The organism is Microbulbifer sp. MLAF003, assembly GCF_030012965.1.
Taxonomy (GTDB): domain Bacteria; phylum Pseudomonadota; class Gammaproteobacteria; order Pseudomonadales; family Cellvibrionaceae; genus Microbulbifer; species Microbulbifer variabilis.
Genome location: NZ_CP120232.1, coordinates 2,591,717 through 2,605,263, shown reverse-complemented (window position 1 = coordinate 2,605,263; position 13,547 = coordinate 2,591,717). Strand labels below are relative to the sequence as shown.

At 47.6% G+C, this 13,547-nt stretch carries 11 protein-coding genes and 1 pseudogene; 7 read left to right on the top strand and 5 right to left on the bottom strand.

Features of this window, described 5'->3' with window-relative positions; translation table 11 throughout:
- Positions 1 to 21: 21 nt before the first annotated feature.
- The 6 genes from P3339_RS12430 to P3339_RS12405 all read left to right on the top strand — a co-directional run bounded on the left by P3339_RS12430 (position 22) and on the right by P3339_RS12405 (position 7,409).
- The gene (locus tag P3339_RS12430) at positions 22 to 1,266 is read left to right on the top strand and encodes a TolC family protein (protein ID WP_282950676.1); all 1,245 of its coding nucleotides are present in this window, start codon (positions 22 to 24) and stop codon (positions 1,264 to 1,266) included.
- On the top strand, positions 1,263 to 2,516 hold the full coding sequence (locus tag P3339_RS12425; protein WP_282950675.1) for an efflux RND transporter periplasmic adaptor subunit: 1,254 nt from the start codon (positions 1,263 to 1,265) through the stop codon (positions 2,514 to 2,516). Before P3339_RS12430 ends, P3339_RS12425 begins: the two co-directional genes overlap by 4 nt.
- Positions 2,501 to 5,656 (top strand): efflux RND transporter permease subunit, encoded by a 3,156-nt coding sequence (locus P3339_RS12420; RefSeq protein ID WP_282950674.1) that lies wholly within the window; start codon positions 2,501 to 2,503, stop codon positions 5,654 to 5,656. Before P3339_RS12425 ends, P3339_RS12420 begins: the two co-directional genes overlap by 16 nt.
- Before the next feature lie 62 nt (positions 5,657 to 5,718).
- Positions 5,719 to 6,414 carry a HupE/UreJ family protein gene (locus P3339_RS12415; protein WP_425411211.1) on the top strand — a complete coding sequence of 232 codons (696 nt, stop codon included), beginning with the start codon at positions 5,719 to 5,721 and terminating at the stop codon, positions 6,412 to 6,414.
- A gap of 64 nt (positions 6,415 to 6,478) precedes the next feature.
- Positions 6,479 to 7,027, top strand: coding sequence for a hypothetical protein (locus P3339_RS12410; protein WP_020415321.1), 549 nt, complete (start codon positions 6,479 to 6,481; stop codon positions 7,025 to 7,027).
- A gap of 46 nt (positions 7,028 to 7,073) precedes the next feature.
- Positions 7,074 to 7,409 carry a DUF6488 family protein gene (locus P3339_RS12405; RefSeq protein ID WP_020415322.1) on the top strand — a complete coding sequence of 112 codons (336 nt, stop codon included), beginning with the start codon at positions 7,074 to 7,076 and terminating at the stop codon, positions 7,407 to 7,409.
- Between the two features lie 107 nt (positions 7,410 to 7,516).
- On the opposite strand, the gene P3339_RS12400 is transcribed toward P3339_RS12405, so the two are convergent.
- Both P3339_RS12400 and P3339_RS12395 read right to left on the bottom strand, forming a co-directional pair.
- Complete coding sequence (locus P3339_RS12400) at positions 7,517 to 8,401, bottom strand: SDR family oxidoreductase (protein ID WP_020415323.1); 885 nt, start codon at positions 8,399 to 8,401, stop codon at positions 7,517 to 7,519.
- A gap of 34 nt (positions 8,402 to 8,435) precedes the next feature.
- Positions 8,436 to 9,445, bottom strand: a pseudogene (locus P3339_RS12395) (alkene reductase).
- Here P3339_RS12395 and P3339_RS12390 point away from each other — a divergent pair.
- The gene (locus P3339_RS12390; RefSeq protein WP_282950673.1) at positions 9,384 to 10,490 is read left to right on the top strand and encodes a LysR family transcriptional regulator; all 1,107 of its coding nucleotides are present in this window, start codon (positions 9,384 to 9,386) and stop codon (positions 10,488 to 10,490) included. The pseudogene P3339_RS12395 and the gene P3339_RS12390 sit on opposite strands and share 62 nt — an antisense overlap.
- 265 nt (positions 10,491 to 10,755) lie before the next feature.
- Here P3339_RS12390 and P3339_RS12385 read toward each other — a convergent pair whose 3' ends face one another.
- The 3 genes from P3339_RS12385 to P3339_RS12375 form a co-directional block, all read right to left on the bottom strand.
- The gene (locus tag P3339_RS12385) at positions 10,756 to 11,748 is read right to left on the bottom strand and encodes a zinc-dependent alcohol dehydrogenase family protein (RefSeq protein ID WP_020415326.1); all 993 of its coding nucleotides are present in this window, start codon (positions 11,746 to 11,748) and stop codon (positions 10,756 to 10,758) included.
- Positions 11,749 to 11,849: 101 nt separating this feature from the next.
- The gene (locus P3339_RS12380) at positions 11,850 to 12,695 is read right to left on the bottom strand and encodes an enoyl-CoA hydratase/isomerase family protein (RefSeq protein WP_282950672.1); all 846 of its coding nucleotides are present in this window, start codon (positions 12,693 to 12,695) and stop codon (positions 11,850 to 11,852) included.
- A 33-nt stretch (positions 12,696 to 12,728) separates the two neighbouring features.
- A complete protein-coding gene (locus P3339_RS12375) occupies positions 12,729 to 13,547 on the bottom strand; it encodes an SDR family NAD(P)-dependent oxidoreductase (RefSeq protein WP_282950671.1) in 819 nt (272 codons plus the stop codon).

Sequence of the window (13,547 nt, the reverse complement as noted above, 5' to 3'; positions counted from 1 at the left end):
CGGTTTTTTATGGCCGGGGCTGTGTTCATTTTAGTCGCATTGAGTGGGGCCCTTAGGGCAGAGCAGGGCGAGGAGTTATCGGGCCTCACTTATGAGCAGGCAATTCTTAAAAGCTTGCAAAATCACCCTGAACTGGCGGGTTACCGATATCAGTTTGAAGCTGTGGATGCTCTATCCGAGCACGCCAAGCTAGGACCACGACCGGAGCTTAGTGTTGCCGCTGAGGGGGTGGGAGAGGATAAGAGCAGCGATGGCAACGACAGTTCCCAGGTAACAGTCGGCATCAGTTGGCTATTACAGGGTGATCTCGCAGAAAAACGTGTATTGGCTGCACGCAGCAAGACTCCTGTGATTGAGGCCCAAAAGCAGGTTCTTGAATTGGAAATTGCCGCTAATACCGCGCGTTACTTTTTCCAGGTCCTGGCGCACCAGGAACGCCTGAAAATTGCTAAAACAGCTGTCGACCTGGCTCGCAATATGACCGCTGAAATTAATCGTCAGGTTAGTGTTGGCAGAACGAATGAAGCCGATGCTTTTCGGGCTGAAGTCGATTTGCAGCGTCGACTCTTAGCTGTGGAAGATGTCGAACACGAATTGGATATTGCCAGATATCAATTAGCTGCCCAGTGGGGCTCCAGAGAGCCCAGCTTTCTTGGGGTGGCGGGCTCTCTTTCCAGTGTCATTCCAGAAGTTGATTTATCTAGATTGCGAAGCTTGGTTGCGAGCAACCCAAATTTGGAAATATTCATGAGCCGCGAGCGCGTGAAGCAGGCGGAAATTGATTTGGCACGTGCAGAAGCGGGCATTCAGTGGCGGATTGATACAGGAATTCGTCGCAACGAAGCGAGCGGAGATTATGGATTGGTGGCCGGCTTCGCAATCCCACTAGGAAAGGGCGATCGCAATCGCGGCAAGGTATCTGCTTTGAGGGCGGAACAGAATCGTTTCCGAGCAGAAAGAAATGCGAAAGAGATTGCATTGGATACACAACTCTTTGTGATGACCCAAAGGCTACAGCATCACCGGCACGTGGCTGCCGCCTTGAATGAAAAGATGATTCCCAGTCTGGATAAGGCGCTCACCGCTACGCAAAAAGCCTATCGACGTGGCCGCTATAACTACTCGGAATTGGCACTAGCCCAACAGGGACTTACCGATGCGCAGCTTTCACTGCTCCAGGCACAGTACAACGCACACCTTAGCCTGATTGAAATTGAAAAACTCACCGGCCTGTCAGTGGCACAGATAAGCGAGAGCGAGATATGAGATCCGCAGTTTTTTCCAGCCTGATATTCAGTGCTTTACTTTCCTTGTTCCTTAGTGGCAGCGGCAGTGTCTATGCGGCCGGAGCTGTCGCTGGGGCGGAACCGGAAAAAGGGCCCAATCGTGGGCGCATGTTGCGTGAAGGTGATTTTGCCGTTGAGCTAAGTATTTATGAAACTGGTGTTCCCCCGGAGTTTCGGGTTTGGGTGAGTAATGATGGAGAGCTGGTTAATCCTCAGCAGGTTGATCTTAAAGTGGTTCTTACAAGGCTTGGAGATGGAGAGGATCACATCGAGTTCAGGCCCGAGGGGGATTATCTGCGTGGTGATATGGTGATCTATGAGCCCCACTCATTTGTTGTGACTCTAACAGCCAAGTACCAGGGGCAAGAACACCGTTGGCAATATGATAACTTTGAGGGGCGAACCCGTATTGAATCCGCTATTGCTGAATCCATGGAAATTGATACGGAAACCGTTGGCCCAGCCAGGATGAGTGAAACCAGCCGCGCTTACGGCAGGCTTATTGTAGACCCAGAGCAGGTACGTGAAATTAGTGCACGTTTCGACGGCTATGTAGAAGCTGTGCAGGTGGGATTGGGGGAGCGCGTTAAAAAAGGGCAACCCCTAATTGCCATTAACAGCAATCAAAACCTAAACACCTACACTATTCAATCACCAATTGCCGGTGTAGTTGTCCAGCGCAATGTAAACCCTGGTGAACAGACCGCAGGTCGAGTTTTATTAACGGTTGCCGATGATACTGCTTTGTTGGCAGAGCTGGATGTTTTTCCCTCGACACGCCCCCAGATTCGCCAGGGCGCGCCCGTTTCCGTCAATATCAAGTCCTTGGATACTCCTCTGCACGGGGTAGTGAAACAAATTGATACTTTGATGAAACCCAACCAGGCCACCGCCGTTCGAGTGTCACTGCAAGATATTCCCGCAGGCCTCGCACCGGGTTCTTTTGTAAGCGGCGATATCCAAGTTGCTGAATATGAGGTGCCTCTTGCCGTCAAGCGTTCCGGTTTACAGGCGTTCCGCGATTTTACTGTCGTTTATGCCAAGGTGGGCGACCAGTATGAAGTGCGTATGTTGGAGTTAGGGCGTGAAGCCGGTGATTGGGTTGAAGTGCTGGGGGGATTCGACCGGGAATCGAGTATGTCACCGGTAACAGCTACATCATTAAAGCGGACATTGAAAAGTCCGGTGCATCCCACGATCACTGAGGGTTCGACATGCTTGAGTACTTGATAAGAACCTCAATTCAAAATCGCGGGCTGGTTATTGCCCTTGTGCTACTACTGTGCGGTTTGGGCATTTGGAATTTCACCCGGCTGCCCATTGATGCGGTACCGGATATCACCAATATCCAGGTGGTTATTAATACGGAGGCACCGGGGTATACCCCTAAAGAAGTTGAGCAACGGGTTACATACCCAGTGGAAAATGCAATGGCTGGTTTGCCGAGCCTTGCTTATACACGCTCCGTTTCGCGGTATGGATTGTCGCAGGTTACGGTGATTTTTGAAGATGGCACCGATATTTATTTTGCCCGCCAGTTAGTGAATGAACGGCTCACTAGTGTACGTGGTGCACTGCCTGCTGGTTTGGAGCCGGAGCTTGGACCCATCGCCACGGGTCTTGGCGAAATCTTTATGTTCACAGTGGACTCTGAACCTGGAGCCACCAATGCTGATGGCAGTGCAGTAACACCTAAGGACTTGCGTTCGGTGCATGACTGGATTGTGCGCCCGCAGTTATTGCGTGTACCAGGTGTGGTGGAAGTCAATCCGATTGGCGGGTTCAAGAGAGAAATTCTGATTGCTATAGAGCCGGATAAACTGCTGGCATTTGGCCTGACGCAGGAAGACCTGATTCGCTCGATCGAGGAGAACAATCGTAACCGCGGTGTAGGCTTTATTGAACACAGTGGCGCCCAGTGGTTGTTGCGGGTTCCGGGGCAGGCAAGCTCGTTAGAGACACTGAAGGATTTCCTGGTTGCGGAAGTGAATGGCGTTGCTGTTCGCCTTGGCGACTTGGCCAAGATCGAAGAGGGGCGCGAAATGCGCACCGGAGCGGCTACTCAGAACGGCAGGGAAGTGGTGATGAGCACCGTTTTTATGCTGGTTGGCGAAAATAGTCGCACCGTTGCAGGTGCAGTTGGTGAAAAGCTAGAGGATATCAAACAGAGCCTACCGCCTGGTATCACATTGACTGCGGTTTATGATCGTACCGGTCTGGTTGACCAGACATTGCGCACGATCCAAACCAATCTTATGGAAGGTGCGCTGCTGGTTATCGCGGTTCTTTTCCTGCTGCTGGGGAATGTTCGCGCAGCAATTCTCACTGCGCTGGTCATTCCGGTAGCCATGTTAATGACTATCACCGGCATGGTTCAGGCCCGCGTAAGTGCAAACCTGATGAGTCTGGGGGCGCTGGACTTTGGCTTGTTGGTGGATGGGGCCATCATTATTGTCGAGAACTGTCTGCGACGTCTCAGCGAATCCGCCCGCGAGCGTGGCCAGTTGAGTCTTAAAGAGCGGCTTACCCTGGTATTTCAATCGACGCGGGAAGTGATTCGCCCGGCCATGTTTGGTGTTTTCATTATCACAGCCGTGTATTTACCCATTTTTGCCCTGACCGGAGTGGAGGGCAAGATGTTCCATCCGATGGCAATTACCGTGGTGATTGCGCTGCTTTCTGCGATGTTTCTTTCCATCACTTTGGTGCCAGCCGGCATAGCGCTGCTATTTCGCAAACCGGTGATCGAAAAGAAAAACCCTGCACTTGAGAAGCTGAATAGCTTTTATCGCCCGGCCTTGGAGTTTGCACTGCGCCAGCGTGGCATGGTTGTCGCTATTGCTGCGCTACTGGTGTTGGTTTCCTGTTATACGGCAAGCAGAATGGGTAGCGAATTTGTGCCGAATCTGGATGAAGGCGATATTGCCATGCACGCCTTGCGTATTCCCGGCACATCCCTGGAACAAGCGATTGCACTACAAAAATCCTTGGAGGAGCGGATTAAAGAGTTGCCCGAAGTGGAGCGTGTATTCGCCAAAATTGGTACTGCGGAAGTGGCTACCGATGCCGTTCCCCCAAGTGTTGCCGATAACTTTATTATCCTAAAACCCAGGTCTCAGTGGCCAGATCCGGATAAGCCGAAAGAGCAATTGGTAGAAGAGCTGGCAAAGCTGGTAGAGCCAATCCCCGGCAACCGCTATGAATTTCTCCAGCCAATCCAGATGCGCTTTAACGAGCTTTTAGCTGGGGTGCGTGCGGAATTGGCGATCAAAGTCTTTGGCGATGACTTTGAGCAATTAGAGCGTTTGGGCGGTGAAATTGAAGCGGCTATTGGCAGTGTAGAAGGCGTTGCTGATATACAGATGGAGCAAACCAGCGGTTTACCGGTTCTCGCCATTGTTCCTGACCAGGCCGCACTAACCCAGTATGGGCTGGCTATCAATCAGGTACAGGAGCAGCTGGCAACCGCCCTGGGAGGTACGGTTGCTGGCCGCTTTTATGAAGGAGACCGCCGCACCGATATTGTTGTGCGTTTGCCAGAGGTATTGCGCCAGGATTTGGATGCGCTAAAGAAACTGCCGATTCATCGACCCAATGGCAACTATGTGCCCCTGGAGGAAATTGCCAGCTTGGAACTCACTGCCGGTATCAATCAGGTTTTCCGCGAGAACGGTAAACGCAGGGTAGTGGTAACGGCCAATGTGCGGGGTAGGGATCTGGGTAGCTTTGTTGCTGATGTACAGCAGTCCGTTTCCGATAAAGTGGAAATACCACCCGGTTACTGGGTTGAATACGGCGGAACCTATCAAACCCTACAGTCTGCTACTGAACGCTTATCGATTGTAGTGCCGCTGACCCTTGTGTTGATTATGGGGCTTCTCCTGCTGGCACTTCGCTCCATAAAAGATGCGGCAATTATTTTTACCGGTATACCCCTCGCATTAACCGGCGGTGTGCTCTCTTTAATGTTGCGGGATATCCCTTTCTCCATTTCCGCAGCCGTTGGTTTTATCGCACTTTCCGGGATTGCCATCCTTAACGGCCTGGTAATGGTTTCCTTTATCCGGGACCTGCGTGACCAAGGTTACAGCATAGAAAAGGCCATTATTGAGGGCGCCCTGATCCGCTTACGTCCGGTCATTAGTACCGCACTGGTTGCCTCACTCGGTTTTGTGCCCATGGCCCTGAATACTGGTATTGGCTCTGAAGTACAGCGCCCACTGGCTACGGTGGTTATTGGCGGTATTGTCTCATCAACAATCCTGACGCTTTTAGTCTTACCGGCACTCTACAGAATTTTACATGGCAGGAATGCCAAGTCTGAGAGCTTACAAGATAACCCTGAAGTGGCTCTGGCTGGAGCCAGTTAACTGGGCCTGTGTGCGCTTTGGTTCACAAGAATTTAGAACTTTAAAAACGGGAGGTAGTAACGTTGCTCAATAGTTTAAAAACAGTTTTCGGCTTGATGACGCTGATAGCAGGTATGGTGATATCTATGCCGCTATTTGCCCATGGAGTGGACGATGCGACCAAGACTTTTCTTGCCGGCAACGAAGGGGTATCTATTATTCCCTTTCTATATATTGGCGCCAAGCATATGGTGACTGGCTATGACCACCTGCTGTTCCTGGTGGGAGTCATTTTCTTTTTATATCGATCAAAAGATGTTCTTATCTATGTAAGCTTCTTTACGCTCGGTCATAGCTTAACTTTGTTATTTGGAGTGCTTAACGACACCCATGTGAATGCCTATTTGATCGATGCCATTATTGGATTATCCATTGTCTATAAAGGCTTCGATAATCTCGGCGGCTTCAAACGGGTTTTTGGCTTCCAGCCTAATACCAAGGCTGCCGTACTGATTTTTGGACTCTTCCACGGTTTTGGTTTGGCAACCAAATTACAGGAATTCAAGCTGTCCAGCGATGGGTTGGTGGAGAATATCCTGGCCTTTAATGTCGGAGTAGAAATTGGTCAGTTTGTTGCGTTGCTGTTTATTCTTCTCGCCATCAATTATTGGCGTCGCTTTGACAGTTTTCTGCGCTTTTCCACCATGACAAATACCTTACTAATGAGTGGTGGACTGATGTTGGTGGGTTACCAGATGACAGGCTACTTCGTAGGTTAGATAGCCAGAAAGTGACTTTATAAAGTTAATTGAACAGAAAGAATATAGATTTAGAGCTTACAGAATGAATACAACTGAAATGCCAGTGCAGACTGCACAAACGCTGATTAAATCCACACTTGCTGCTGGCGTGCTTGCAGCCATTATGTTGACCACAGTAATCCTGCCAGCTGAATACAATATAGATCCTACTGGAATTGGCAGTGCACTGGGACTGACTGAATTAAACAGTCAAGAGCAGGAAATTGCTGCACCAGAAGTAGTGCAGCGTGGCGAGCAGTCCTTTGCTTATCGGACTGACACTACAACTATTGAAGTGCCCGCTGGCCGTGGAATTGAATACAAATTTCAATTGGATAAATACGGTCATTTGGAATATGAGTGGGTAACGGAGAGTGGTGAGCTTTACTTTGATTTTCACGGCGAACCCACAGGCGATACTACCGGCTACTTTGAGAGCTTTGCTATTGCTACCGCAAATAAAATGAGTGGCTCTCTCACCACGCCTTTTGATGGTTCCCATGGCTGGTATTGGAAGAATAACGGTCAGGAGTCTGTGAAAATCACTCTAAAAACAAAGGGGTTCTACGAGGTTATTGGACTCAAACAGTAACGCTTTTTTATCAACATTCGCTAAAACCGAGAAGAAAGAGAGTATTATGAACAAACTTATTCGAGTCATCTGTGTATCAGTTACCTTAGGCTTCGCAAATCTTGCTTTCGCCCATGGTGACCATGAGAGAGACAATTTTGCCACTGTATCTATGGTAGAAGCCAAAGGCATCGCCAGCCAGGAAGTAGCTCGCCTAATCAAAGAGGGTAAGCTTAACGAGTCCTGGTCTGGCAAGCCGCTCAATGCCGCCATGCAGCGTGTTGACAACCAGCGACAGTGGGTTGTCAGCACTCAGGGTAAGGATGGGGGCCTGGATAAAATACTGAAAGTGTTTTTATCAACGGAAGGGTACTTTCTTTCTTTTAAAGTGACTGATCGTTAAAAAATCAGTAATGTTCCTGCACTGCTGTCTGTAGGCATCGGCGCAGGAACATGACCTATAACTCTGATATGCCCAATGCGGCTATGAGGGTAATTATAGCTCTACATTTAGACCTCTTTTTTACTGAACTGGCTAGCTGCGTTTTCAAAGAATGTCTTGAGTAAAGTTGGTTTTCTGTCCAGAAGTTGCTCTACGTGATTGGAAAGCTCAATCGTGTGCCCCCACTCGCGGGTTACAGGCCAAAGCTGTGCCAACGCATCGGCAGCTCTCTCTGAAACCCCCAAACTTAATAATCCTGACCTTGCTGCTTCATCACTAATAGGTTGATAGGTTATCTTCCTCTGCAGGACTTCAGATAATATATTTGATATATCCGTATAAGTTAATTTTTCTGCCCCAGTAAGAATATACTTCTTACCAATATGCTCGCCCGGTTCTACTAGTATTTTGGCTGCTATATCACCGATATCCTGATGGTCAACAGTAACAATAGCTGCCCCCGGTGCAGAGCCAAATGGAGCACTAATTGTGCTTTGTTGAGCAATTTCTTCTGCAGAGGCAAAGAAATTGCTGTTAAAACTGGCGGGCTGAAGAATTGTCCAGTTTAACGTTGATTCGATAAGATGCTCTTCTGCCTCTCCCAACCATCTAGCTATGTCAATTGGTGAATCCTTATCAGCACCTAAGCCGGAGATTTGTACAATATGCTTTACTCCAGCTTGCTCCGCTATACGAATAAAAGCGGCATGCTTATTAGTAAATGAAGGTTCGAATGCTGTAACCAAAAAGGCAGTCTCGATACCTTGCATAGCTTCCAGTAGTGAGGATTCATTCTCATAGTCTCCTATTACATAGCTGATATTGTCAGCTACGATTGGAGCTCTAGAAAGATCCCGAAGCAGGGCCCTGACTGGTATATTGGTGTTAGCAAAGTTTTTCAGAACGGCTTTGCCGTTATTTCCGGTGCCGCCGGTAATTAAGATTTTTTCCATGATTACACCTAAGTGAAATTGATATATTTGTAAGTTAAGAGTTTTGTGTCACTAATGAGGGGTAGTCTAAATACCCGCGTTCATCGCCAGCGAAAAATGAAGACATATCCTCTTCGTTAAAGGGGCCATTATTTGCGAGGCGCTCTACGAGGTCCGGATTGGATATAAATAAACGGCCAAATGAAATGTAATCGGCAGAGCCATCGGCAATGGCATTGTTTGCGGATTTAAGATCATACATTCCATTGGCTACGTAAAGACCTTTATAGGTTTTGCGTAGCTGGGTGTGGTCAATGCTTGGTTGGTTCTCTCTGTCCCAGGCCCGTTCCATCATCTGTAGATAGGCAAGGTTATATCTGTTCAGTTGGTTGACAACATATAGATAGGTTTTTTGAGCATTACTGTCCGTCAAGCTGATTTCCGGAGATAGCTTGATTCCAACTCTATTTGATCCCCAGACCTCACATAATGCAGAAGTTACTTCGAAGATGAAGCGAGCTCTGTTTTCTACACTGCCGCCGTAGGCATCTGTACGATGATTGGTGCTGTCGTGAAGAAACTGAGCCGGAAGGTAAGGCCCTGCAGCGTGGAGTTCAACCCCATCAAAGCCGGCTATAAGCGCATTCTTAGCTGCCTGCTTATAATCTGCGATAATACTTTGAATCTCCTCATATGTTAGAGCCTTCGGAACTGCATAAGGCTTCTTTCCCGTATAAGTATGTGCTTCACCCTCAGCTGCAATCGGCGAGGGAGCAACAGGCGTTTGACCGCCGATAAGGTCTGGATGTACTTCTCGGCCCATGTGCCAGAGCTGGACAAAAATTTTTCCTCCCTGACGATGTACAGCATCGGTAACCTTTTCCAGCCCGCGATTTGCTCTTCTGTAAAAATGCCTGGGGTATTCACCCATCCAAGCCCTTGGGCTGAGATCGCGGTAGCTTCCGAGATAATCATCGCCGCACTGGCACGCTGGGCGTAATACTTGGCGTTAACGTCTGTTGGTACACCATCTCGACCGATCCTTGCACGTGTCAAGGCAGCCATAATGATACGGCTATCAGTTTCCATATGGCCGAGCTTTCCGTGGGAAAAAAGGCTCAGATCACTGTCTTTTTTAGTCATTTCTGTTGACTCTGCTTGTTTCGACAGGACGCAGATTATCCATACTCCCGATAAAATAATAATGGTATATTTGGATCAAAATGATAGATTCTATGAATCGAGTATTGATATGACCCAAGAGCAGCTCAAGATGTTTATTGCCGTTGTGGAGCAGGGAAGCTTTCGTGGAGCGGCCAAGGCGATTTTCAAAACCCAGCCGACGATTAGTAATGCGGTTAAGAAGCTTGAAGAAGAATTTGGCTTTCCCTTATTTGATAGGGATAGCTATAGACCGAACCTCACAAAACAGGGGCAGGCTTTTTATCAGCAGACTAAGAGAGTTATGCAAAGCCTCGAGCAGCTCTCTGTAATGGGGCACCAGCTTGGTGCGGGAATAGAACCCAAATTTACTGTGGTCATTAGTGGTATTGTCGAGCTAAGCCCACTTCTGGAACAGATCAAACCTATAGTGCTGTCTTTTCCTAATACGGATTTTAGTATTAGCACTGAACTATTGTCTGGCGTAATGGAGCGCATAGATGGCAATGAAGCTGATCTGGCATTTGCTACTTTGTTCGGCGTTGAGAGCAAGCATGAGTGGAAGAAAATAGGGCAGGTCGAATTAGTTAATGTTGTGGCTCCTGATGTTTTTCCTGGCGATGAAATTTCACAATTGGAGGCTGCACAACTACCCCAAATTGTCGTCAGGGATACGGGCCGCTCAGAAAATAAGGGAAATATCAACTTGCTGGAAGTTGGGCGCAGATGGTTTGTTAATGACTACCATACAAAAAAAGAGCTGACCCTTGCTGGACTTGGTTGGGGTCGAATACCAAGGCACTTCATAAAGAGTGAACTGGAGCGAGGTTTGCTTGTACCTATTAATGTTGAGGGGATTGAAGCATTTAGCAGTTTTGATCTATGTATTATTCGTAATAGAGAGCGCTCTTTGGGACCAATTGCTGGTAGATTTTGGGACTCTTTTTAAGGTTGGTATATTTTTAATACATTTACAACTATAAGGGGATTAAGCCCACCTTACAAATTTGAGTGGGGAAATTGTTCTTCAAATAAGATGTCTATTTTAACAAAATATGTTGATAAATTAGTGTGAGTGGGTTGAGACAGTTCAGACCTAAAATGAAGTTTTCTGAGTAACCGAGGCTGATCATATCAGGTCTGAACATCTACATTTTTTGCGTTATTCCCATCAATAATGGAGATTTGCGAGTTGAAATCTCTATTAGTCAGTCTTAGGGATCGATATTCACAACAACTTTCCCCATAGCTTGCCCACTTGCCAGCCGTTCATGGGCCTTGCCAATATCAGGCAAACTATAAGAAGTTTCATCAAGCACAGGTTTGAGATCGCCTGCTTCAGTAATGGCTTTTAGTGCTTTTAAAATATGCCCGTGTTCCTCACGGTGGTAATTGTGTAGCATTGGAATTAACATAAATATGACATGCAAAGACAAGCCTTTAAAGTGAGCAGGCGTCAGATCAAGTGCTACCATGGAAACGGTAGTAGCTACTTGGCCATTGAGTTTTGCTGCCTCAAAAGAGTTCGTTATATTTGCACCACCGACTGAGTCGAATACTATATCGAAGCCTGCTCCGTTGGTGTACTTCAGTACATAAGACTCAACTGATTCAGTCCGGTAGTTAATCGGCGCTGCCCCCAATTTTTCAATCATTGCCAGTTGAGGATCTCCGGAGCCTGTTGAGTAAACATCAGCACCAAAGTGACGAGCCAGCTGTACAGCTATATGACCCACACCGCCCGAGCCACCGTGAACAAGAACACTTTGTGCAGGCTTAACCCCCGCACGCTGTAACCCTTCGTAGGCGGTTATGCCTACTAAGGGCAAAGCTGCTGCTTCCCGCATGGTCAGGTTCTCGGGTTTCAGGGCAATTAAGTTCGCGTCTGCAACAATATATTCGGCTAATGTTCCCGGTGAGTCAGCCAGTCCACCTGCGCAGCCATAGACTTCATCGCCCACCTGATAATCGGTTACACCTTCGCCAATCTCTTCAACAACACCAGCGAAGTCCATACCCAATATTGCCGGGGCTTTCGGTGAAAGGGGTAATGCAGGTCCCATTTGGCGAATCATGGTATCTACGGTGTTGACGCTGGTTGCTGATATTTTAATCAGCACATGGCCAGCTTTGGTGGTCGGCTTGGGTACTTCAGCAGCTTCAAATACGTCTGGGCCGCCAAAGGTATTTACAATCATTGCTCTCATTTTGATTCCCAAAAAGTGTACTTTCTGTAGAGTTTTGTCTAAGTGTCCGAAGTAAGTAGGGTATCGCTGTCTGTAAATTGTCGGATGCCCAATTGCTACTGCTAGTTTATTTTTTGTACATCCATAACCAGTTGGTTCCAGTTCCGCTGATTTTCAATATCGTGTTCCAACCCTTGTTCATCTGCGTTAGAGAAGCGTTTTAGCGCAGGTGTTTTACTGGTTGCTTGATACAGCCAATAGGCTTCCGCTTTTAGCGCTTCACCGATAGGTTTATCGATTGACTCATAGACCGCCTGTTTACAGGCATTGATTGATTCTGCTGGAAATTGAGCGATTCTCTTCGCCAGGCTATCGACATACTCGCCAATTTCATCTGGGTCTAGTGCTTTGTTGATTGTGCCGAGCCTTTCCGCTTCGTCAGCATCGAAATCACGGGCGCTGAGAATAATCTCCAGCGCTTTACCCAGTCCTGTCTGGCGAGCCATCCTTGATGCACCTCCCCCGCAGGGGAGGATTCCCATACCCACTTCCATTTGCATGAATTTATATTTTCCTCGGGCTGCGAAACGCATATCGAGTGCCAAGGCCAGTTCATGGCCACCACCTCTAGCGAAACCCTCTAGTTTGGCGATCGTTGCTTGAGGTACTTTGCTGATGCGCTCACAGACAGCCTGTAAATCCAACAGTTGGGCTTCTTCGCGAGATACAGCTTCATCAGACATGTTTTTTAATAGCTCAGTGTCGTAATGACATACCCAAATCTCCGGATTGGCAGACTGAAATACAACGACTTTGGTTTCTCGATCCCGTTCCAGGCGCATAGCCAGGCTGTTTAAGTCGGCCAGCATTTCCTGCCCTTGGACATTCACGGGACCAAAGTCAAATGTCACAGTTAGGGTTCCGTCATCTTGCTCCGCCGTGAATGTGGTAAAACCTTCATATTTCATGGTGAATTCCTTTTAATTGATTGCGTTAACGTCTTAGGTATTTTTAATGCTGAGTTTGTCGAGAGTGTTCTCAATTTCTTCAATAAGTACCTTTCTCTTTTTCTCATCTAGCGCGTCTGGGTGCGGCTGGGACCAATTGCCTATGTCATTGTCAAAGTATTTACCGCTAGCGTTTGAGAACTCATCATCGAGTGCCGCTCGTACCAATATATTGGCGCCGATGCTTAAGTCTTTCCCTTGAGTTCCGTAAGCATCTTTTACCATTTTGCTACCCAGAAATGAGGCGGGATTGATTGCGATAAATTGCGGGGCCTTGTCGCCAAGTGAGCGGGCTAGTTGAAAGGTCCACATGGTGAGAGCTAATTTACTTTGGGCATAAGCGTCGCTGTCGGATAGTTGTTGGTGACCTTTGAGCGCTTCGAGGTTCACAGTTGCTTGCGCCGCAGAAGATAGATTAATAATGCGGCCATCGGCGCTAACCAGCGGCAATAGCCGTGTCGTTAACAAATAGGGGGCAATAACATTTATAATAAAACGAACATCGTAACCCGTGTCGGTTATTGGGTTCTGTACTTTAAATACGCCGGCATTATTGATAAGAACATCAATATTTGAATATTGATCTTTTACCATTGAGGCCAGTGCTAACACATCTGATAAATTGGATAAATCTGCTCGGAATGTATTTATGTGGCCCTTGGGATAGCTTTGCTTTATTGCTTCTTTCACACTTTCTAGTTTTGTATTGCTACGGCCATGTAAGAGCAGAGTATGACCCTTTGCTGCCAGTATTTTAGCAGTTTCTAATCCGATACCGTCAGTACCGCCTGTCAATAAAATGGTCTTACGCAT